Source organism: Burkholderia sp. MSMB1835 (genome assembly GCF_001526365.1).
In the GTDB taxonomy this organism is placed as follows: domain Bacteria; phylum Pseudomonadota; class Gammaproteobacteria; order Burkholderiales; family Burkholderiaceae; genus Burkholderia.
The window spans coordinates 48,621-72,324 of the sequence record NZ_LOYP01000052.1 but is presented as its reverse complement, the minus strand read 5'-3'; the positions used below and the strand labels follow the sequence as shown (position 1 = coordinate 72,324).

Genomic DNA, 23,704 nt, shown 5'->3' with positions numbered 1-23,704 from the left:
GCGAACGGCGAGCCGGGCCGATCCTAGCCGGCAACGTGCGGGCGGCGCCGGCTAATTCAGCGACGACTCGCTCAACGTCACCGGTCGCGGGCCCGGCGACGCCGCCGCATCGAACGACAAGCGCGTGAAGCTCGTCTCGCGCACTTCGCCGAGCAGCCGGTTCCAGTCGTCGATCGACACGAGCAGCGCGATCGGCCGGTTGTACTTGGTGACCATCACCAGTGCCTCGCCGGCGTGCCGCAGCGCCTTCGACGGATTGCTGCTGAAGTCGCGCGTCGCCATCGCGATCGTGCGCAGGCTGAACACGTTTGCGGCCGGATCGTCGCCGTTGTCGTGCAGCAGGCACTCGAGCGTCGCGGCGCGCAGCAATGCCTGCGACTTCGACGACAACCGGCTGTCGCGGCGGCGCCGCCGTTCGCTGCGCGGGTCGACGTGCACGGCGAGCATCCGCACGATCTGGCCGAGCGTCGTCGCGGGCAACCGGTCGTAACGCTGCCACCAGTCGGGCGGCAGCGCGATCATCATGCCCGCATAGGTGGCCGTGACGCCGTCGGCGATCAGCGACGGCAGGCGCGCGGCGTCGCGCGCATCGAGATCGAGTGCGCCGCCGACGACGCGCGTCATCACACTGAACGCGTTGTAGGCGAACGCCGCGATCCCGCTCGCCAGCAGCGCCGCGCGCGCGGGCACGGCGCCGAACGGCGTGCCGCCCGTCACGGACTCGAGCGCGAGCGGCAACGCGTCGCGCCAGCGTCGACGCGACAGCGCCACGATCTGCGGCGCGTCGAACCGCTCGGCCGACAGGTCGGTCAGCAGCGTGACGCTTTCGCCGGGCGCCTCCGCGCGTTCCCATTCGATCTGCCGAAACGTGTCCGACGCGTCGCCTTCGCCAGCCATCGCGACGGATCGTTCGCGAACACGCCCGGCGCCGAACACGCCGGCGTCCCGCCAGTCGCCGAGCGGCCGGCAGGCGGCCGAACGGCCGTATTCGCGCAGCACGAACGCGCCGCCGCGGCGCGGCCAGCCGGACAGGATCGCATCCGTATCGAAGCGCCCGTCGACGATCCACAGCTCGCCGGGCCGGACCGCTTCGAGCAGCGCGCCGACGAATGCGCGCTCGTGCGACCGGCCGCGCTCGCAAGGCAGCAGGTCGACGATCATCCCGAGATCCGGGTCGTACACCGGCAGGACGCGCGCCCCGCCTGCCGCCGCATCGCGCGCCGGGTCGTCGCACGCGCGCCCGCAGTCGCAACCGTCGGCTCGCGGCGCACAGGCCTCGCCGGCCCCCTCGAGCACGCGCAGCCGCATCCCGTCGACGGCGCACGCACCGTCGACGCCACGTACCGACGCGACCGGCAGCAGCAGGTCGACGCTGTCCCTGGCGAGCGCACGCCCCCAGCCGGACCGCCACCGGCTCATGCAATCGTGCAGCGCCGTCACGGCCGCGCCGAACCCCGGCGCGACGGCGCCGGCCGCATCCGGCATCCGCCGCCACGCGGCAATCGCCGCGATCGCGTCGACGGCTGCGGCGAACAGCGCCTCGCGGATCGACTCGCCGTCGGGCTCGTCGCCGGCGCTCGCGGCGGCGTCGACCCAGTCGTCGTGCAGCGCGCATTGCAGGACGAGCCGCGCCATGATCGTCATCGGGCTCTGCTCGACGAAGCGTTCCACGATCGTGCGCATCATCGGGTTACCCCACACGGTCCGGTCGATCGTGCGGGCCGCGGCACCGGCAGGCGCTCGCGCGCATCGCCACGCGGTCGCACTTGACGCCGCGCGAGCGACCCCGCAGCATCGTGAGCGACCCGCTCCGCGCGACGCCGCGCCGTCGCGGCGGGCGACCCGCAATCAATGCACGAGGCACCGGCATGTACGTAGATCCCCGCGTGGCGCACGGCCGCGCCCGGTTCGACCTGAGCGGCTCCCCGCGGCTCATCGCCGACGAGCGCCGCTGGGAAATCAGCGATGTCGTCACGCGCGGCCTCGACGATTTCAAGGGCGTGCGCAATCGCCGCAACCTGCTCCGATTGCTCGAGCGTCAGATCGCGCCGAAGCTCGTGCGCCTCGGGCTCGAACCGTACGTCGGCGCGCTCGGTCATGCAGAAGGGCTGTTCGTCCATTTCTCGACGATGAGCGCCGAGCACGGCTTGCGCGAATTCCAGCTTCAATTGACGGTGCCCGACCTCGTGTTGCGCAGTTTCGCGTCGAACGCGATCCGGCCGCACGCGGTCGCGCGCTGCATGCAGCGCAACGGCGTGATGTCGCTTGCGGAAATCGAGCACGAGACGCGCATCGCGTTCGTCGCGGCGCGCGTGATGCGCTCGCTGGCGATCGCGGAAGGCTGGCAGCAGGTCGGCGTGCCGACGCCGCACGGGCTGTTCGTCGGCACGCTGACACCCGCGCGCGACGTCGCGATGAATACCTATTTCCGCCCCGGCGACAACGATCGCCCGTCGCGCTGGAGCGGCTTCTCCGCCCTCTTCTCGACGATGCCGGACTGGCGCCCGGAACAGGTCCGGCACGGCGGCGAACTGCTGCAATGGATGGTCAACCATATCGTGGCCCTGCAAGAATCCGCACCGTTCGTCGAACGCTTTCCGTTTCTGCGCGAGCCGCTGCGCGATGCCGACGATCCGCTCGACGCCGCGTGGACCGGCGCGCGCGCCGACCACCGTGCATGACGGGCGACACGGGGGCCCATTCCGGCCCCCCGTTCCCCGGTCTCCACGCCATCGCCCCTCTTCACGGCCCCTCGCTCTCTCATATACAAGGTCGCAGCAGCCTCGCCTAACCCGCAGACTTTCTTGCAACGACGATGCGGCGCGTCAATGCGTGCGCGTGGACCCACCCGGCTCGCCCGGCTCCGGGCGGCCGACCGTCTCCAGCACGGCCCACATCCAGATCAGCTCGCGCACCGTGCGTGCATGCTCGTCGCTCTGCGCGCGCCAGCGCCCGAAAGCGTCGCGTTCCCGTTCGGTCGTGTCGCCGGCGCGCAGCCACAGCAGCCAGCGCACCGCGCCCTCGCGGATCGCGTCGGCGCGCGTGTCCGCGTCGCCGGAATCCGTATCCCGTTGCGATTCGTTCATGATCACGCCACCGCCCGAAGCTCCCTCGACACACATTCCCCCACCGCGCATCGCTGCGCGGCCGGGGCGCTTGCCACCCACGCCTCGGGTCCGACGACGCCCCACCGGGCCGTCACGCGTGACGGCCCGGCGTTTGCCGGCCCTCATGGATAAGGTCGTATCGACGCGCCGTAACCCGCAGCGCGAGCAGCACCGCGGCAGGCGGAGCAACGGCCGGATGGAAACGGGAGAAAGGAAGGAAAGCGGAGCGCGGGGAAAGCAGGCTCAGCTCAGCAACACGATGTTGCCGGGCAGGCGCGTGATGTGCGCGCCGTACAGGCGGCCGACCATGTCGATCACGTCGTCGAGCCGCGTGATCGGAAACTGCGCCTGCATTCGGTTCGCGCCGAGCGACGCGCTGCGCAGGATGACCTTGCCGCGCCGGTAGCGGTTGATCTCGTCGACGACGTCCGACAGCGGCACGCCGTTGAACACCAGCATGCCGCGTCGCCACGCGCTGACGGTGCCCGGATCGGTCCGCGACACCGGCTGCACGCCGCGGTCGTCGTAGACGACCTGATCGTCGGCGCTCAGCGTCCGCGCGCCGCGCGGATGTTCGAGCGTGACCGTGCCGGACAGGCAGGTCACACAAACCTGCGAGCCCGTACGCCGCACGTTGAAACGCGCGACCAGCGCCCGCATGCGGCCGCCGCCCGCTACCACCGTGACCGGCTGGATCGGCGTCGCGCGGCCGGCCGGCGGCGCGACCGCGTCGATCTCCGCCTCGCCCGCGACGACTTCGACGCCATGCGCGGCATCGCTCGCCGGCAACACGTCGACGCGCGTTTGCGTATTCAGTTCGACCGTGACCCGCGACGACAGCGCGACGCTGCGCTGCTCGCCGGTACCCGTGTGGTAATCGGCCGCGATGTCGCCGAGCGACGGCCACAGCTGCAGCGGCGGTCGCACGGCGAGCCACGACGCGCCCGCGGCGACCGCGAAGCCGATGAACGCGCGCCGCCCGGTGCGCATCGTGCGTTCGCGCCTGGCGACCTGTGCCCAGGCCGCGGCCGTGCGCTCCTCGTGCGCGAGTTCGGTCGCGGCCGTGCGCAGCGCGCTCCAGGTGCCGCGCAGCAGATCGGCGGCTTGCGGACGATCCTTGCACCAGCGTTCGAACGCGTCGGCGTCGTCCTGGCTCGCGTCTCCCGAGCGCAGACGCAGCAGCCACGCACTCGCTTCGTCGAGTTCGTCGTGGGCAGGTTGGGCCTGGGCTTTCGTCATCGTCCGGATGCTCAAAATTTGCGCGGGCCGCCTCGCGTGCCCGCGTACGAATCGCCGTCTTCCTGCATCCGCTGCAGGCAGTACTTCATCGCCGCGCTCAGCTCGCTTTCGACGAGCCGCAGCGAAATGCCGAAATGCTCGGCGATCTCGCGATTCAGCAGGCCGTCCACGCGGGCGGCCAGCAAAATCGCGCGACGCCGCGGCGGCAGGCCGCGCAGCACGTCCTTCAGCGTCTCGACCTTGCGGCGCGCCGCGACGATGCGTTCGGGATCGGCCAGTTCGTCGGGCACCTCCAGCAGCGTCTCGACGTCGTCGTCGTGCAGATGCCGCCGTTCGCGCCGATGCTGGTCGATCGCGACATTGTTCGCCATCCCGAGTATATAGGCGTCCGCGTTCGTCACCTGCGTGGAGACGTTCGCGTTCTCGAGGCGCAGCCAGGTTTCATGCAGCGCATCGGCCGCGCCGTCCTTCGACCCCGTCACGCGTTCGAGCCGCCTGACCAGGTACGCGTAGCGCGTCGCCAGCAGATTCCGGAGCCCGGAGCGGTTGCTGTCGGACATGATGGCCTAGCCCCGAACGGCCGGCTGCGGCGCCGGACAACGGAAATGCACGCCGTTGCCGGCCGGGCGCAGCAGGATCGTGACCGGCTGCGGCAGGTCCGCAGGCGGCGCGTCGTCCAGCTTCAGCGCGCGCAGCGCGCGCATCACCGCCGCGTCGCGGGCGGCCGAACCGCTCGATGCCACCATGTTGACCGCCACCACCGCCCCCCTGTTGTCGATGCGCACCTGCGCGACGAGTCGATAGCTGCCCGGCACGGCCGCCGGCTGCGCGCACAGCGCATCGATCAGATGCGCCTGCAGCAGGCCCGCGAACGCGCGCCGATCGCCGGAATCGCCGATCCCGTCGATCGGCAGCGCCGCATCCGCCGGCGTGTCGACCGGTGCGGGCGGCGTCTCGGCGGCCGGCTGCGCGACGATGATCGCTTCGTCCGGACGCGAGAATTCCGCACGCAACCCCGTTCCGGCCAGCATCCGCTCGAGCGCGTCGCGCGGCGCGAAATCGCCCTGGACCGGCACACTCGTGCGCCCGTCGAGCAGCGGCGCCGGCGCGAGCACGATCATCTCGGTGAGCCGCGCGAAATCCTGCAAGGTCTTCGCGAGCGGCTGCGCGGGCAGATCGAAATGCACCGCGCTGCCCGGCTGGCGGCCGATGGAACCGGTCTCCTGCGCGTGTACGCCGCGCATCGACAGCACGGCGAACGCGAGCCACGCGACGAGCGCCAGGACACCGGTCGGCGCCCGTGAACGAGTCATGAATCCCTGGACGGAAGTGGAGTTGCACGCCGCGTGCCGAAGCGTGCATCCCCGTGAGCGGCTCCGTCGCAAGCGAACGACAGATTGTGAGCGGGCACTGTGACAGTCCGGTGAAGCGTATCGCCGCGCGATTCGATCGCGCCGCACCGCTTTCGTGCATCGCCGGATCGCACGCGAACCACGACGCCCGCCGCTCAGGGCCGGCGCACGACGAAGTTGCCGATGCCCGTGCCGACGACAGCCATCCGCACGTCGCCGGACCACAGCGTGATCGTCACCGGCACGTCGATGCTTTCGCTGCCGAGCACGATCCGCGACGGCGCTTCGCCGCCGCCCGTGTAACGCACCGATACGCCCGTCACTGCGCTGCCCCAGCGGCGGGCGCGATACAGGTCGTCGGTCATCGGCGCCCAGCCGCCGCTTTCGGTGCGCTGCACGAAGCGATAGCCGCCGCCGACCGGCTGCCATGCGATCGGCATCGCGCGCACCTGCGCTTCGTCGCCGGCCGATTCGAGCAGGTTCGCCAGGCGCTGCGCCTCCTCCGCCAGATCGGTGCGCCGGTTGCGCGACGGCGCGAGCGTCACGACCGCGACCAGCAGCCCGACGATCACGAGCACGACGAGCATCTCCAGCAGCGTGAAGCCGGCCGCCGTGCGACGTGCGGCGCCCGTGCGCCGTCCGCGCCCGTTCAGGATGCCCATCGTTCCGTCACTGCCACGAGCCGATGTCCGCATCGTTACCCTCGCCGCCCGGTTTGCCGTCCGCACCGTAACTGAACACGTCGATCGCGCCGTGCGCGCCCGGGTTCAGGTATTGATACGCGTTGCCCCATGGATCCTTCGGCAAGCGCTCCAGGTAACCGCCGTCCTTCCAGTTGTTCGGCACCGGATCGGTCGTCGGCTTCTGGATCAGCGCGGCGAGCCCCTGCTCCTGCGACGGATAACGGCCGTTGTCCAGGCGATACAGGTTCAGCGACTGCATCATCGTGCCGATGTCCTGCTTGGCCGCGATCCGACGCGCCTCGTCCGGACGGCTCATGATCTTCGGCACGATCAGCGCCGCGAGAATGCCGAGAATCGCGACCACCACCATGATCTCGATCAGCGTGAAGCCGCGTTGCGTACGGCGACGCTCACGTTCACGCACGTGGCCGGCGTACGACGTTCGGGTTTCGTTGAGGCCCGTCATCATGCATTCACCCTCGCGGCAAAGAATGGAAAACGTGTTCTGTCCATCGCATCGACCCGTCGCCATGAAACCATTCGACCTGCTTCGCATCGCGCCGTCCCGCACCGATCTCGTGCCGCTCGCGGCGACGCTCGCCGCCGCGGCAGCGCTCGCCGCCGTGTCGCTGTGGGCCGTGCGCGTATTGAGCGCCGCCGATGCGCCGGTCGCGGCGCTTGCACCGCCGCCCGCACCGATCGACGTTGCTGCCGGCGCGCGGCTGTTCGGCGCGAAACCCGACGACGGCCGCGATACCATCCAGTTGCTCGGCGTGCTCGCGTTCGATGCACGCCGAGCGGCCGCGATCGTCAGCGTCGGCGGCGAAGCATCGCGCGTCGTGTCGCTCGGCGCGGCGATCGGCGAAGCCGCGAAGCTTGCCGAGGTTCGCGCGCGCTCGATCGTCGTCGACCGCAGCGGACTGCAACGCGAAATCGCGCTGCCCGCCGCGGAGAAGGCCAACGCGTTCGTGCGCTGAGCCGCGCATCACTGCACCATGTTGTTCAGCTCGATGATCGGCATCATCACCGCCAGCACGATCACGAGCACCACGCCACCCATCGCGAGGATCAGCAGCGGTTCGAGCAGGCTCGTCAGGAACATCGTGCGGCGCTCCAGCTCGCGCGATTCGCCTTCGGATGCGCGGTCGAGCATCGTCGTCACGTCGCCCGTCGCCTCGCCCGAGCGAATCAGGTGCACGAGCACCGGCGGAAACGTCTTCGTATGCGCCAGTGCGCGCGACAGCGCCGAGCCTTCGCGCACGCGGACGATCGCGTCGTCGACGTTCGCGCGCATCGCGCGGTTCGACAACGTCTCGCCGGCCGCCTGCAACGCGCGCAGGATCGGTACGCCGGCCGCCGTGAGAATGCCGAGCGTGCTCGCGAAGCGCACCGTGTTGTAGCCGCGCACGAGCTTGCCCGCGAGCGGCGCGGTGAGCACCCACGTGTCGAACCTGAGCCGCGGCGCATCGCGCGACAGCACCTTGCGGATCGCATAGACGATCGCGACCGTCGCCGCGAGCGACGCCCACCACCAGTGCCGCACGAAGTCCGACAGCGCGAGCATCACGACCGTCAGCGTCGGCAGTTGCTGCTTGGTGCTGGTGAACACATTCGCGACCTGCGGCACCACGTAGCTCAGCAGGAACGTGACGATGCCGAACGCGATCAGCGTGACGATGCCCGGATACGTGAACGCCAGCAGGATCTTCTGCTTCAGCGCGTTGCTTTGTTCGATGTAGTCGGCCAGACGCGACAGCACGACGCCGAGCTTGCCCGTGTGCTCGCCGGCCGCGACGAGCGCGCGATAGATCTCGGGGAAATCGCGCGGATGCTGGCTCAGCGCGTTCGCGAACGAATGGCCGCCGACGACTTCCGCGCGGATCGACGCCACCAGCTCGCGCACGTATTCGCGCTCGGCCTGCTCACTCAATACCGACAGCGATTCATCGAGCGGCAGACCCGCGACCAGCAGGCTCGCGAGCTGGCGCGTGATGATCGCCTGCTCGCGCTGCGACAGCTTGCGGCCGAGCGACAACCGTTGACGGCGCTCGCCGTGCAGACGCTGCGCGGCCAGTTCAACGACGAGCGGCGTGAGTCCCTGCGTGCGCAGATGACTGCGGCCGGCGCGCGCGCTGTCGGCTTCGAGCACGCCTTTCAGCGTGCGGCCGGTGGGATCGATCGCTTCGTAGCGGAATGCCGACATGTCAGTGCCCTCGTGTCACGCGTGCGACTTTTTTCGGCGACGGCGCGCAATGTGTCGGACGGAGTCGCCCGGGAAGACTACGGAGCGAACCGGCGCAGATTTGTGACGGATGTTGGGCTACCTTTTTTGACGTGGCTTATTACCTGCCGTCGTTATTCTTATAACGTAAAAACGATTTCAAGCTTATCCGGACAATTAATCGACCACACATTAAATACAATGCGACCTTGCTCGACCTTCCATTTACAGATTCGTGCGACAAGCGAAAAAATACATCGAAGTGGAAGATATTCATCGACGTGCGCAATGTTCCGTAACATCCGCCACGAAACCGTCGTGAAGTTGGGGTAGCGCTGCCTGGACCCGCGTGCTACGTCAACAGCTTCCATCAAGCCTGACGCGGGTTCTCGTGCGCAATCCGTCGAGCGACTCCGGCCAAATCCCAGTATATGGGCGCTCCAACTCATGCCGAATGACGCTCCGATCGGCGCTTTATCAATTCGAATAACGTAATGGCTCGATCGATAAAAATGTTACGCACCATTCGTTATGAAAAATTCACACGCGCCATTCGAATTACCTCCTACATTTACCCGGCGGTCCATAAGCATTCCAACCGCAGTAGCAGGGGTTCCCGTTTATCTTCGTTCAAGGAAATTTCTCATGAAATCCAGCAAGCGCAAGATCTGTCAAGTCCTCGCTCTCGTTGTTTCCGGTCTGGGCGCCACGGCCGCGATGGCCGCGGACATCCACGGCGGCGGTTCGTCGCTCGTCGCCCCGACCATCGGCGCGATCGGCAACACCGCGACCGAAATCGGCCTGTTCGGCACCGCCGAAGGCTCGTTCACGTATTACTCGGTGGGTTCGGGCGCCGGCCAGAACGCGTTCCTGAACAACCAGCCGACGTTCTTCGGCGCAGGCGTCACGGGCACGGTCCACTTCGCGAACAGCGATGCGGCGCTGTCGACCGCCCAGCTCACGTCGTACAAGGCCGGCCTCGGCGCGACCAACGGCCCGCTGATCCAGATCCCGTACATCGTCACGCCGATCACGGTGCCGGTCGTCAACGGCCCGGCCGTGACGAGCACGACGACGCCGCAAACGACGCCGGGTCAAGCGCATAGCATCGCGCTGAACGACGACGATCTGTGCGGGATCTTCTCGGGCAAGCTGACCGACTGGAATCAGGTCATCAACCCGCAAACGGGTTCGACGTACCTCTCGTCGACCACGACGCCGACCAGCAGCCCGATCAAGGTCATCTACCGGACGGACGGCAGCGGCACGACCGAACTGCTGACCCGCCATCTGGCCGCTGTCTGCTCGGCCACCAACACGGCCACGGGCGTGACGTTCGTCGATTCGCTGACGTTCACGTCTTCGTTCCCGGGCGGCGTCGTGCCGTCGAACTTCACCGGCGCTTCGGGCAGCAGCGGCGTGCGCAATGCGCTGTCATCCTCCACCGGTGCCGCCGTTGCCTACCTGAGCCCGGACTACACGAACACGTTCCTCGCCCCGTCGAGCACGGTCGTGACGTCGGCCGGCGCGCTGCAACTGCCGGTGGCCAGCCTCGTGAACGCGAAGAACAGCACATACTACGCACCGACGTATGCGAATGCGTCGACGGCACTCGGTTCGGTCGCGCCGCCGACAACCAGCAAGCTCGCCGCGTCGAATCAGGCGAACTGGGTTCCGAATGCCGGCAACCCGGCTTCCGGCTATCCGGTTTCCGGCACGAGCCAGATTATTCTGAGCCAGTGCTACAAGGATGCGACCGTCAAGACGGCTATTCATGACTTCCTCAACAGCCACTACACGAACGCCAGCTTCGCGTCGATCGTTCACGGCAACGGTTTCGATACGGTTCCGTCGAACTATCAAACGGCCATCTCGAACAACTTCCTGAGCAACGCGAGCACGTGGAACCTCGACATCGGCAACGCGAGCGTCTGCACGGGTACGGTGGTCGGTCGATAAGTCGTCGACATACTGACTACCGGGATCCAAACTGCTGCGCCCCTCGGTTACCGGGGGCGCAGTTTTATTTGAAAGTCACCAACCTACTCATCAGGTACCCGTAACTTCCCGCCCCACGTCATTGCAATCGGAGAGGCCGCTTCGTCTCCCCGCGTGTAAAGAGCCAGGAGAACGACTGTCAATATGGCTCGCGCTTCCCACTACACGAACAGCAAGAATCCGAATCACGGGGGACACTCGTCCGTCTTTGATCGAACGATCCATGCGACGCCCGCATACAAAAACGCGGGTGCCGATACTACCGGCAGCCCGCGTCACCCTACGCTTCGCGTCGATCAGATCTTGCCCAACCTGTTACGCTCCTCCGATGTCAACGTGGCTCGTTGCGTAGCTCCGGGTTGACCGAAGCCAAGAATCGACACCGCGTTCGACGAATCGTAGCCAACCTGCTGCTTGTGCTTCTTCGCGCCGTCTCCGCCAGCATCGCCGAACCCTTCGACCTGCACCGAGATCGTCCAGCGCCGCACCGCGCCTCCGGACGCGTTGTTCTTCGCGATATCCTGCGCCACCTGCGTGGCAGCCGATGCGGCCGCACTCGCGGCCGTCAACGCACCGGTATTCACCGCCTGCACGAGCGGAATGCCGGTTGCCTTGCCGGTCACTTGAATGTTGTCGGCATTCACCACGCGCAATGCAGCGACGTTCAGGTTGCCCGCGCGAATCCCCGCATCGCCCGCATCGACCGTACCGCGCGGCGCAATCAGGTTGATCGTACCGATCGGCACGCCCGGCACGCTTTGCAACGTGGCAATGCCCGCGCCCGTGACCTGCCCGCGCGCATCGACCGTGCAATAGTGGTTCGCGTCGCATACGTATTGCGGCGCCGGCGTGTCGGCCGACGACTTCGCACCCTTGCCCGCGTTGATATCGCCGTTCGAACTCCAGATCGTCATATCGCCACCCTGCTCGGTGAAGATCCGGCTCTGGGCGAGCAGCACGCTGCGGTCCGTAAAGATGTTGATGTCACCCTTCTCGAGCGTGAGGACACCCATTGTTCCGGGCCCGGCAATCGTCTTGCCGGTACCATTGCTGACGATCTGAGGCGGTGCGGACGTACTCCCGATCAGCGCCTGCCCGCCCGGGCCAAGGATCGATACGTTACCGCCCTGCTGCGTCTGGATGGTCGTGCTGCGAATGTCCAGGTCGCCCGTATCGATCAACTTGTTCGCACCGTTGCTGCCGCCGCCGAGATTGTTGGCCGTGTAGCCCAGCGAAGCGGGAAACATCGTATTGAGCGCCTCGTAGCCGCGCGCGTATTTCTGATAGTACGGACTGGTGGGATTGTTGTAATCCTCGCCGACGCTGGTCAGGACCTTGAACAGCACCTGCTCGGCAAAGAGCTGCTGGACATACTGCGGCAGCGCCTTGAATTTCAACCAGGCCTCGTCCGCGCTCAACGGCTTGATAGCTGGCTGATCGTTGACCAGCCCCGTGTCGACCGAGAGTCCCGCCTCGTATTGCTCCATGAACGTAACGAGCGCGGGCGTCGCGCTGGAAACACCCGGCACGGACTTCGCCGGATCGACGTACGTGGAGACGAACGAGGCGGTGTCGATGCCCGGCCCAACACCGAACAGCACATTGATGCTCGCACTTTCATGGGGCAAATACGGGTTGTTTGCATTCCCGATTGCGTCAATCCCCGTCGGAATCCCCTCACGGGGGTAACTTCCGTCACCCAGCGCCGCATAAGCTTGCGCCTGACTCGTCAGCGGGCCGATGTTTCTGCCGGCTTCGACATCGAACGTACCGGGGCCACCGAGCACGAGCGCTGGCATGACCGATCCACCGAGCGGCGTATCGTAGATGTCTCGCCCTGCGACGATCCGCGTCACATCCGACTTGCGCAGGTTTTGCCCGAAAAACGACAGGTTTACGATGTCACGCCCTGCCTGAACCAAAGCGGGCTTGTCTATCGCGACGGGCACCGGATTGCTGTAGGAATCGGCGTTAACGCCGGTCGCCTGCAGGACACCATCGACAATATCGCCGTTCAAACTGTAGATTCGCGCCGGTACCGTATCGTCGCCATGCAGGGCAACCGGATCATGAGCCGCCGCCGATGGAACCGTCGGCCTCGCGATGGCAACATTCGGCTTCACCGGTGACGGCATCGCTGCCGGGTCGACATCGAGCATGCCGAACTCAGGAAACCCGCTAGGCCCCATTCCGTTGATACCCGACAGATTGACCGACTGGTCGGCGATCAGACTCAGGTCGCCAAACGCCGACGGATAGAGCATCCCGCTCGCCGCCACCGTGATGCCGCCGGAAAGCGCAGTCAGGCTCATCGACGCCGGCAGCACGGACGACAAGTCGTTCAGCCCCGGCACATTTGAATAGTTCGCTCCACCGCCGATCAGGCTAATGTTCGAGAGCGTGCCAATCGCGACGTCCCCGGTCGTCGACACGATATTGACGGCGGACGTCGACGAATAGCCCTTCATGTCGGCCTGCTGCTTGTACGCAGTCAACAGCGCGATGCTCTGCACATACGACGGATCAAACACACGCCCGATGCTGACGCCTTGTCGCGCGCTTACGTCGAGTACGCCATCCTGTGTCGCCAACAGCGTATCCATTGTTCCGGGAGGCTGGCCGTCGAATGACGAAGGCACCGCAATATCCGACCCGATCTTCCCGCCCGCCGTGATCGTTCCTGTTCCCTTCGCGACGAAATAGCCGCCGCTCAGAATGTCCCCTGCGGCTCGCACCGACAGGTTGCCGCCCCCGACCGTATTGACCGTGGGATTGTCTGTATTGGTACCGGTCAAATACCACGTGGTCGGCAGCGACACCGAGAGGTCGGAAATATTCCCGCCAGCCGACACGGACACGTTGCCACCCGCGCTCAACACGCCTTGATCGAATGCGCCGAAGTTGATCGACGTCTGAACGGTCTGCGATACGGGATTGGTCGCCCCGACCATCCCGGTCGGATTACCGATCTGCATCCATTGCCACCAGAATGGGCTGATGTTGGCGCCTTGCCGCCCGGTTACCGTCCCATTCACGTCGGTCAGATACTCCGCGCCCTCGATATCGCCCTGCGCATGAATCGTGATATCGCCGGCCGAGTCCGGATTGACGGCCGGCGTGACCAGAATATCCGGATTGTTGTTCAGGCCATGAATGATGGAAAGGCTCGTGCCGGCCGGCGCCCCCGCCGCAGGTGCGCCGCCGGTGTAAATCACGCCGGGAACGGTTATGTCGGGGCTGTTCGGCTGGATCGAACTGCTGTCGAATAGCGCGATGTCATTGCCAGCCGCGATATCGATCGAACCGGTACCGGTGCGTATCATCGTCGGCGCCAGAATTGCCTGACCGTTCCCGTCCACGAACGCAGTATGTCCGTCGAAGGTCACGCTCTTGCCGTTCGATCTCCCGCCCGTCGCCGGCGCCTGGAGCGCCAGCGGATTCGTGCTGTTCAGATCGGCCCCAGCCACCACACGGAACGAACTGCTCGATCCCCCCGTCAGCGAAGCCGACGCCAACGGAATCGGATTCGTCGCGACGGACGTCGGAGCTGGCGAATTGTCCGCCACGGCAGGCAAGCTGATCGTCGGGGTCGCGATCACCGAAACAGGCTGAACGACGGGAGCCACGGGAAGAACCAATAGCGGCCATTGATTGATGCGCTGGACGGCGTACTGGACGGAATCGGACAGATACTTCTGGTACTGATTCAGATAGATCAGATAGGAACCTGGATTCGATGCCTGCTCGGTTGCGGTCGGCACTGTCGGTGCAACGGGCTGCCCAGGTAGCATCCCTGTGCGATTCTGAATGTAAAGTACGTTGATGACCTGGAGAGTGTTGTCGTCCATCGGCCGTTGCAACGCCGACGAAAGACCTGGTGCGGTCGCTCCCAAGAAATTGGCATAGGCTGAATAGAGCGCGTAGTACTCGGCAATCTCATCCGGCGTACCGCCGACCGCCTGGCCAGGGCCGGACACCAGGCCGCTGCTCGCGTAATACGAAATTCCGTACCCCATATACGCGTAATGTCCCGACGGCGCGTCAAAAATTGCCTGTGCCGCGGCCAGCGTCGACAACGGCGGCACCGGAATCGTCCCCCCGCCACCCAACGGGTTCGCGATCTGGAAGAATCCGTCCGACAGACTCGCCTTCACCTTCACGTTGTTCTCGGCACGCAGCGTCACGACCGGCGCCTGCCCGTCGAACCGGAACGCGAGATTCGTCGGCGATGTACCCGCCCCCAGGTTCCAGTTCGTCAGCACCTGAATATCGCCGCCGTTGATCGCCGGGCTCGGGTTATCGAGCTCGATCCCCGGCACGATGCGCGTATTCGCGATGTTCCTGCCGGCAAACGGATCGACCAGCGTATCGAGCCCGTGTTGTACGAACCCCATCAGCGTGCCCGGCGCCGCGGTCGACGTATCGCCGTTCTGATATCCGTAGAAGGTCTGGTGATCCGTGTTCGCACCGCCGCTCGCGGGCGCGAAATACATGTTGTTCAGCCCGCCGAAACCAATGTCTTTATCGCCGCCTTGAAGCTGAACCTGCGTGACGGTCGACGATACGCCCGTCGCCTGGTTCGTCAGCGTGCCGCCACCCGAACCGTCCGGTACGAACGCGAACGTCGCCGGCGTGCCGGACGTGCCCTGCGCGGTAAACGTGCCGGCCAGCAGATGCCCGCTCTTGTCATACCAACCCGCCGGGTCGATGACGCCGTCGAAGTGCTGCGCGCCCGTCGTCGCGTCCGTCGTGCTCCACACCGCATACGCCTCGAGCGTCGTCGCGCGCGAGCCGACGATGCCCTTGCCGTCGTTGAACGTATCCGGCAGGTTGAGCTTCACGCCGTTGTCGGCCAATAGCGGCGCGCGGAAATTCACCGTGCCGCCGGACAACCCGCCGGCCGTCCCGCCCGACACGTCGATCAGCGCGTTCGCGCCGAGCGTGATCGCGCCCGCGTTCGCACGCAGGATGTTCTCGTAACCATAGGTTGCGTTGTACGCGACCGAGTTGCCGTTTGCATCGACGATCGTCGGATCGAACATTGCGGTCGTACCGATATTCACCTTGCCGCCGCGCTGGTTCGGATCGGAGCCGCGCGCCAGCAGCGAACCTTCGATGTCCACACCGTTGCGGCCGTACAGGTCGATCTCGCCGCCTGCCTTGCCGGACGCGTCGATCGTCCCAAGCACGTTCACGTTGCCGTTCGCCGTATCGGCCGAGCTTCCCGAACCGCCGTCGGCCGTCAGCAGCACCGAGTGCGCGGTCAGCGTGTTGCCCTGCGACAGCGTCAGGTTGCCCGTCTTCGTGTGGACGGTGATCGCCTGGTTCACGCCGCTCGATGCAAGCGTCTTCGACAGCGCATCGAGATCGGCCGCGCCGCCCGTATTGAGCGAGAACGACCCGCCCGCATAGCCGCTCGCCGCGCCGCCCTTGATCGCGCCGTTCAGGTTCACGACCTGTTGCGGCGCCGACAGCGAAAGGCTGCCAGCCGCGCCACCGCCAGTGGCCCCGGAGAAATCGAGCGTCGAGCCGGCCTGTACGTCGACGGTACCGGCATCGGCCGTCAGCGCAATCGAACCGGCCGGCGCGTAGCGCGTCACGTCGAAGAACTGCTTCGACACACCTGCCGAACTGACCGTCGATCCGCCGCCGATCGTCAGGCTGCCGGTCGTCGCTTCGAGCGTCACGTTGCCGGCCGGCGCGCTGATCGTCGCACCGTTGTCGACGACGGTACCGCCGATGAGGGTCCATGCGCCGCCGACCGCATCGCGCTTCAATGCCGTGCCCGACGCCCCGTTCAGCGTCAGTGCGCCCGTGGTTTTCACGGTGGCGGCCGAGCTCGTATCGGCAAGGTAGACCGGTGCATTGAGCGTCACCGGCAATGCGCCGAAATCGAACGTGCCCGTGCCCTGCCCGACGATGCCGCCCGTCGCGCTCATCACCGCCGAGCCGAAGCCGCTAATCGCCTTCGTGCCCGTGCCGAAGTCGATCTCTTTCGCGTTGACCGCCAGCGTGCCGTTTCCGGCCGTCGTCGTGCCGGGCGCGGCGCCCATCTCGTTCGTGAACGCGACCTGCTGCGCATTCAGCGTGACGTGGCCGCCATCGCTCGTGAACGTGCCCGCACTCAGATCGACGCTGTTGCCGAACGTCGCGTTCACGTCGCCGACGAAACCGATCGCGCCGTAGCTGCGCAGCGTCACCTGCTGCGCGTTCGCGAACTGTGCGAGGCCGGCCGGATCGACGACGAAGCCCGGCAGGCTCGCCGCCGACGCGCCGCTCGCGTTGGTGAACGTAATCGCGGAACCGTCCGCGGTGATCGCCTTGGCCGACAGCACGGCGGACGGATCGACCTTCAGATCGCCGGACGAATCGAGCAGCAGCGCCTGTCCGCCTGCGAGCGTCGCGCCTGCGCCGACCGACATCAGACCCTTGCCCGTGCCACCGGTGCGCGACAGCGGCGCCATCGCGCCGTTCGACACGCGCAGCAATGCGCCGTCGCCAACGATCGCGATCGGTTGATCCTTGGCGGCCGGATAATCACCCTGCGCGGCGATCGACGCACCGGCATCGACGCGCAACCCGGTTGCTGCATTGGGATCGGTGCCGCTGCCGTCGGTCTTCGTGACGAGCAGGATCTCGGGGCCCTTCAGCGCCGTGTTGCCGTCGTTGGACACGACGACGCTGTTCGCGATCGGCGTGATCGTGACGCCGCTCGTCGTCGCCGCGCGCGTGCCACCGATCAGCAGGCTGCCCGCGTTCAGCGAATCGAGCGCGTCGCTGCCGATCTGCAGATAGCCGGGCAGCGCCGCGCTGCCGTTACCGGTGATCTGGATCTCCTGCGACGCGAGGTCGACCTGGGCCGGCGCGCCGCCCGCGCCGGCGGCCGCATTCAGCGTCGCGCCGAGCGTCAGCGCCTTCGTCGCCGCCAGCACCAGCTGACCGCCGTCCACCGGCAGCGGCGGCGTCACGTTGCCCTTCGTCGCGGCGAGTTTCGTGAAATAGGCGTTCGCGCCCGTCAGCGTGTATTGCGAGTACTGCTGCCACACGCTGTTCGACTGCACGTTGAACAGCGTCGGCGTCGCGCTTCGGCTGCCCGTCAACGCGTCGGCGAAATAGCCGGCCGTCACGACGGTGCCGTCCTGCAGCACCTGGCTCGCGCCCGGCACGAGATTGCCGGCCGTGTTCGACACCGTGACGCGATACGCGCCCGGCAACGTCGCGTACTTGCCCGGCAGCAGCGTGTAGTAGCCGGGTGCCAGCCCCGGCACGCCCGACAGATACACGGCCTTGCCGACCGGGTCGCTCAGGCTCGCCTGCCCGACGCCCATCGTCGCCGTCGCGGTCGTTGCCGTGCCGTTTTCATTGGAGGAAGGCTGTACCGTCTGCGCGAGGATCGGGTCATACGCCGCGACCGGTGACTGCTTGCCCGGCACGATCGCATAAACGTTGCCGGCGCCGACATTGACCGGCACGGCCGTGCCGCCCTTGCCGCTCGCATAGCTCACGTTGTATTGCGACAGCACGTCGCGCGTGCCGCCGGTGCCCGGCACCCATTCGGCGGCCTGCAGGTCGCCGCCGCCGGACAGGTCGATCGTCGCGCCCTTGTCGAGCGCGACATTGCTGCCATTCACGCCCACGTATTTCGCGGGTGGCGCGCTCAGGTCGGGCGTCGCGTTGCCGGCAAGCGGATTGAACTGCCACTCGACCCCGTCGATCGTCGTGCCGTACGGAATCACCAAGCCGCCGTTCGAGACCGACGTCACGCTTCCGCTCGCCAATTTCACCGAATCCGTCGCGACCAGCGGCAACCCGCCAAACTGGGCCTGCGTCGCCGCATTCGACGGATCGCCCACGCCGAATACGATCGTGCCGGACGGCGCGCGCACCGTGCCGCCCTGCACGATGTTCGTCGCGTCCACGAGTAGCGCACTGCCCGCCGACAACGGCGTGTCCGATACGCCGTTCGACGCGAAGGTAACCGTCGTCGGCGCCGGTTGGCCGGTAGCCGAATCGGTCGGGCCGACCGCGTCGATAATGAAGGTGCTGCCGGTCGCCGGATACAAGTCCGCCGCCTTGAACGTCAGGTTGCCCGGCGTATAAAGCATCCCCGCCCCGGAGGCCGCCTGGGACTGGCCCGCGTTCGCCGAGCTCAGGCGTATATCGCCGCTGCTCGTGAAGTTCGCATGAGCGAAATTGTTGAGCTGAACCTGGTTCTTCAGATCGATGAACGACGCGTTCACGTTCAGCGTCGCATCGGACAGGGCCGCGACCGGCTTGAACTGGGGCGACTGTAACTGGATGCGCGGCCCCGACAACGCGAAGTACGGCGCATCGATCTCGACGGTCGTGCCCAACGACGGCTGCGGTTGCGCGAGCAAGCCGTCGACGGCGGCCGAGAGCGTCCCGTCGGCCTTGCGCGCGGGCGTCGACAACAGCGACGACAGTTGCCCCATGCCGATGGCGGCGACGCGCTCCGTGTTCAATGTCACGGATTCCGGCAACGACAGCGTGACGTTGCCGGCAAACAGGATCGGCGTTGCCTGCGCACCGTTGGGCGGCGTACCGCTGCCCAATACCAGATTCGCGATGCCGGATCCGTCGAGCCGATCGGCCGCGAACTGAATGACGCCGCTCGACTGCCCGATCGGCAAGCCGGTGGTCGAGTCGATCGCCGACGAGAAACTCTGCCCGGGCATCAGGCCCGCGGGCACGAATGTCCCGTCTTGCCGCACGACGAGCGCGGTAGCGGTCGAACCGTTACTTCGCGGGTTCGCCTGGCTCGGCAGGATCGTCAGCGTGCCGCCCCGCGCTTGCGCGGCACCCGGACGCCCGGCCAGCGTCGCATCCGCGAACAGGCCGTTCGCCGCCGACAGCGTGATCGAGCCGGCGTCGCTCCACGCCGGCTGCGACGCGTATGTGCCATTGGGCTGCAGTTGGTCGAATGTCGCCGATGTGCCCGACACGTCGATCTTCGAGCCCGACTGCGCCACCACGTAACCCGTATCGCTCGACATCGTGACGGAGCCGCCCGCCAGCACCTTGCCCGTGTTCGGCACGACCGTCGTCGCGCCGATCTTGACCGGCGCCGCAAGCGGATTGGCCAATGCCGTGCCCGATACGTCGAGCGAAGCCTCCGCGCCGAGCCAGACCGACTGGCTCGCGCTCATGAAACCGGTGCTGAGCTGCCCGGCCTGCGCATTCGTACCGCTCCCGTCCGCGCTCAGCGTGATCGACCCGCCCGGCACGACGATGGAGCCGAGTACCGTGACTTGCGCCGGCGACCCGAGGCCGATGCTCGCACCGGCATCCGCGTGGATCGATGCGCCTTCCGACAGCGTGACCGCACCGGTGACGCCCGGATACGACGGTGTGGTAGGACGCTGGCCCTGCCGCCACGACGTATCGTTGCCGGCCGTCAAAACGAGATCCGTTGCCTGCCGGTGATAGGCATCGAGCTGGCCGATCGTGGTCAGGCTGCCTGCCGCCAGGTTCGCCCCCGTGGCCGCCTGCTGAAGCGCGACCATGTCCGGAATGCGATTCAATTGCGTGACGACAACCGACGCGCCGGGCGCAACCGTCGTGTCGTAGTACGCATTCAGCACATACTTGCCGAAACCCTGCCGTGCAAAGAAGCTTTCCGGAAGATAGACGTCCCATGGCGACGCGGCGGCTTCGGCGCCGCCGATCCGGAATCCGAGCGCCTGCAGCGTCAGCGTGCCGCCGCCCGAAAACCCTTCGCTCAGGATCGTGCCGTCCAGAGCGACCGTGCCGGCCGTCGGTTGTGCGGTGGGCAGGGTCGGCGCGCCGTCCGCCCCGACAAACTGTTTCGTCGGTGTCGCGGAATACGTCTGCAACGTCACGTTTCCGCCGCGCCCGGCGGGCACGCCGTTCTGCATCAGCAGTTGGCCGTTGGACAGCATTTCGCCGCCGCCCGATACGTCCAGTACGCTACCTGGCTGCAGCAGCACCGAACCCGTGGTGTCGCCGACCAGCGCGCCGCCGATGACGTTCGATCCGAGCAACGCGGAGAGCGTGATGCTGCCGCCGTTGATGAACTGGCTGTTGCCGGGCGTCGTACCCGGTGCCGCCTGCACGTCGTTGTTCACCCACTGCCCCGCGGCACTGATCACACCCTGCGGGCCGACGATCACGTTGCCGCCGCTCGTGATCGAAATCACCCCGGACGGCACGGACAGGCGGCCGGCCACGTTGACGTCGGTACCGGCCACCGGGCTGTTGATCGTGATGGAGCCGCCTGGCTGCAAGTTCAGTTGCGTGCCTTGCGGCACCACGACACCCTTGCCGCCCGCCTTGTCCTCGGTCACGTTCAGGTTCGCGAAGCCGCCGTTGTTCAACGTCGCGACCGGCACCACGGTGGTCGTGAGCACATTGCGCGGATCCGTCGCGGGCAACGCCTGCAGCGCCGTCTGGTCGAGCGGCGTGTCGATCGAGAAACCCGGCACGATGTCGGCGAGTTGCGGCGCCTTGTCCTGCAGCACGACCAGGCCCGCGGTGCCCGACGCAACCTCGTTGTTGTTCGACGTCAGGTGCACCAGCGCGGCGCCGTCGAGTTTCGGATCGGCGCCGAGGTTGAACGTCCCGCCGCTCGGCAGGCTGTTGCCCTGCATCTGCTTCGCGCCGCCGAACGCCTGCGCGCTGATGTCGCCGTCGAGCACCGTGGACTGCAGCCCGTAGATATCGAGCGTGCCCGCGTTGCCGCCGACGATGTAGTCGCCCTGATACATGCCCGCCGTCTGCAGCGGGTTGTACCAGGACTTCGTCACGCCCCAGCGCGGGTGCGACTCAGTGAACTGGCCCGCGACGCCGACGTACGTGTCGTACGGGCTCGCCTTGTCGATCGGCACGATTGCGCCGTTGGCGTCGACCAGCCGCGTCGTGTTGACGATTCCGCCGTCGACGTGCACGTAGCCGCCGTTCAGGTTCATCGACGAACCGGTCGCGGTCATTACCTCGTTGCCCGACAACGTGATCGAGCCGCCATTGGTCAGTAACTGGTCGACGGTACGCGGAATCAGGTTCACATAGCCCGACAGGTTCAGGATCGGGCTGCCGACCCAGGACACGCCGTCGCTGCGCGTGCCCGTCAGCGTGCTGTCGAACACGAGATTCTTGTACCCGAACAGAAACCCGTTGCGCAGCAGCGGCGAATCGGCGAGTTCGTTCTGGCCGATGCGATCGACCGTTACGAGCGTCTGCGCGATCGGCACCTCGACGTTCGCGAGCCCCGACACGTCGATCGTCGCGCCGCTGTCGACATAGATCCGGCCCGGCACGGCGGTTTGACCGGCCGGCGCCTGGGCGCCCGATGCCGACGGCGCCAGTGCCCCGACCGATACCTTCGAACCGGGCGCCTCGATCAGCGAGCCGCCCTGGAACCACACCGAGCCGGCCGTCATCCCGATGCTGCCCGGCGTGAAGGTCGCGCCGGGTGTCGACGGCGTCGTCTGGCCGTTGCCGTCCGGCATCACGGCCGTCACCGAATCGGGACCGAAGCTCAGCAGGCCGGCGCGATTCGTGGTGCTGCCGGTGCTTTGCTGGCTCGTCGTCACGATCCCCTGCCCGAGATACCCGGCACCGGTCGGATTGTTGGACTGGTATTCGTCGACCGTGGAAATCGTGATCGTGCCCGGCGAGTTGACGCTCGTCGTCACGCCCACCACGCCGTTCTGCGCGACGCGGCTGCCGAGCAGGTTCACGTTGCCGCGCGCGGCTTCGACGATGCCGGTATTGGTCAGCGTGCCGGCCGGCGTGATGTCGGTCGTCTGGCCGTTCGGGCCGAGCAGCGCGATCTTTCCGCTGAGCTCCGGCAGCAGCACCTGCGGATTGATCTGCGGGCCGCCGGCGGGCCGCAGGCTCACCCCCACACCGGCCGCGAGCACCACCTGGCCGTCCGTCGCCTTGATATGCCCCGCGTTCGTCACGTTCGGCGCCGCGATCATCACGAAACCGCCATCGCTCACATTGCCGTTCGCGTGCGTGGTAATCGAGGCGCCCTGCTCGATGGTGACGTCGCCCCACGGCTGATACTGGCTGGCCGACGTGAGGTTGACCTGGTTGCCCAGCCCGAGCACTTCGTTCGGCACCGCGCTGTTGCCGTTCACCCCGGCCGAACTGCCCGACTCCGCATACGCGAGCCCGCCCGTCGTCCCGGCCGGCAAACTCAGGAACTGCTTGTTGCTCGCGACGATCCCCGCGGCGTCCTGCGCAAGACTGCTGTCCGTCACAACCGGCACCCTGTTCTGCATGGCCTGGTTGTAATTGTTCATGTTCAACACATCGAGCGACGACGCCACCAGCGAATGCACGTTCACCTGCGACCCGGCGCCGAACAGCACCCCGTTCCGGTTGATCACGTACACCGCCCCCTGCGCGGTGATGTTCCCCAGAATCTGGCTCGGCCGCCCGCTCGGATCGTTGACCCGGTTCAACACCGCCCAGTTGTTCGCCCCATTCGTCTGCGTGCCGCCCGACTGGTCGAAATTCAGCGTCGTCTGCCGCCCGACGTTCATCGTCTCCCACGTCAGCACCGCGTTCTGCCCGGTCTGCTTCACGTCCACGTTCACGTGGCCGTTCGCGTCGGTACTCTGCGTCGGCGCGTTCGCGTTGAACCACAGCACCGGATTGTTCGTATCGCCCGACGCGCCCGCCGCCACCTGCAGCCCGCCCGGCGCCAGCCCGTTCGGCACGGTCGACGGCAGCTTCGCCGCCGCGGCCGCCGCATTCTGCTGCGCGGCGATCTGCGCGGCGATCGCGTGCGCCGCATAACCGAGGTTGCGGATCGACGGCTGGCTCGCCTGCAGCGCCTGCTGCGGCGACACGCCGAGATTGGGCACGCCCGGCATGCCACTGGCACCGCCTGCGCCGCCGCCCGCCACGCGCGCGGTTGCCTGCCCGAGGTTCATGATGCCCGCCCCGTGCGCATGCGCCGACACGCCCGCCGCGAGCATCAGCACGACCGCCCGGTACAGCGGGCTCAGTTCCGATTTCAGGACCGACCGCGAGGCCGTTGCGCGAGGTTGCCGTTCCGTACGTGCGCGTGCTGCCATTCTTTCCACCCCGATGCTAGGAATTTGCATGCGGCGC

12 protein-coding genes are annotated in these 23,704 nt (G+C 66.9%); 3 read left to right on the top strand and 9 right to left on the bottom strand.

The window, feature by feature from the left end; genetic code table 11:
• Positions 1-51 precede the first annotated feature (51 nt).
• Positions 52-1,686, bottom strand: a complete 1,635-nt coding sequence (locus WS96_RS24405; RefSeq protein WP_059836006.1) for a transposase — start codon at positions 1,684-1,686, stop codon at positions 52-54.
• Between the two features lie 182 nt (positions 1,687-1,868).
• Between WS96_RS24405 and WS96_RS24400 the strand changes: the two genes are divergently transcribed.
• Entirely contained in the window at positions 1,869-2,681 is an 813-nt protein-coding gene (locus tag WS96_RS24400) for a hypothetical protein (protein ID WP_034204557.1), read from the top strand.
• A 144-nt stretch (positions 2,682-2,825) separates the two neighbouring features.
• Here the strand turns inward: WS96_RS24400 and WS96_RS24395 are convergent, their stop codons facing one another.
• From WS96_RS24395 to gspG, 6 genes are all read right to left on the bottom strand, one after another.
• The gene (locus WS96_RS24395; RefSeq protein WP_257128052.1) at positions 2,826-3,086 is read right to left on the bottom strand and encodes a FecR/PupR family sigma factor regulator; all 261 of its coding nucleotides are present in this window, start codon (positions 3,084-3,086) and stop codon (positions 2,826-2,828) included.
• A gap of 264 nt (positions 3,087-3,350) precedes the next feature.
• Positions 3,351-4,346 carry a FecR family protein gene (locus WS96_RS24390; RefSeq protein WP_059836468.1) on the bottom strand — a complete coding sequence of 332 codons (996 nt, stop codon included), beginning with the start codon at positions 4,344-4,346 and terminating at the stop codon, positions 3,351-3,353.
• A gap of 11 nt (positions 4,347-4,357) precedes the next feature.
• Positions 4,358-4,906 carry an RNA polymerase sigma factor gene (locus tag WS96_RS24385; protein ID WP_059789679.1) on the bottom strand — a complete coding sequence of 183 codons (549 nt, stop codon included), beginning with the start codon at positions 4,904-4,906 and terminating at the stop codon, positions 4,358-4,360.
• Between the two features lie 6 nt (positions 4,907-4,912).
• Positions 4,913-5,659, bottom strand: a complete 747-nt coding sequence (locus WS96_RS24380) for a secretin and TonB N-terminal domain-containing protein (RefSeq protein WP_059836002.1) — start codon at positions 5,657-5,659, stop codon at positions 4,913-4,915.
• A 194-nt stretch (positions 5,660-5,853) separates the two neighbouring features.
• Entirely contained in the window at positions 5,854-6,393 is a 540-nt protein-coding gene (locus WS96_RS24375; protein ID WP_082720348.1) for a GspH/FimT family pseudopilin, read from the bottom strand.
• Positions 6,368-6,850 (bottom strand): type II secretion system major pseudopilin GspG, encoded by a 483-nt coding sequence (gspG, locus tag WS96_RS24370; protein WP_082720347.1) that lies wholly within the window; start codon positions 6,848-6,850, stop codon positions 6,368-6,370. Before gspG ends, WS96_RS24375 begins: the two co-directional genes overlap by 26 nt.
• Positions 6,851-6,911: 61 nt before the next feature.
• Here gspG and WS96_RS24365 point away from each other — a divergent pair, with 61 nt between their 5' ends.
• Entirely contained in the window at positions 6,912-7,358 is a 447-nt protein-coding gene (locus tag WS96_RS24365; RefSeq protein WP_059835997.1) for a type II secretion system protein N, read from the top strand.
• A gap of 8 nt (positions 7,359-7,366) precedes the next feature.
• Here WS96_RS24365 and gspF read toward each other — a convergent pair whose 3' ends face one another.
• Positions 7,367-8,584: a type II secretion system inner membrane protein GspF gene (gene gspF, locus WS96_RS24360; RefSeq protein WP_059835995.1), complete on the bottom strand. Its 1,218-nt coding sequence runs from the start codon at positions 8,582-8,584 to the stop codon at positions 7,367-7,369.
• Between the two features lie 663 nt (positions 8,585-9,247).
• On the opposite strand from gspF, the gene WS96_RS24355 reads away from it, so the two are divergent.
• Positions 9,248-10,561, top strand: a complete 1,314-nt coding sequence (locus tag WS96_RS24355; RefSeq protein ID WP_059835994.1) for a substrate-binding domain-containing protein — start codon at positions 9,248-9,250, stop codon at positions 10,559-10,561.
• Positions 10,562-10,896: 335 nt separating this feature from the next.
• On the opposite strand, the gene WS96_RS24350 is transcribed toward WS96_RS24355, so the two are convergent.
• Positions 10,897-23,667 carry a filamentous haemagglutinin family protein gene (locus WS96_RS24350; protein ID WP_082720346.1) on the bottom strand — a complete coding sequence of 4,257 codons (12,771 nt, stop codon included), beginning with the start codon at positions 23,665-23,667 and terminating at the stop codon, positions 10,897-10,899.
• Positions 23,668-23,704: the final 37 nt, after the last annotated feature.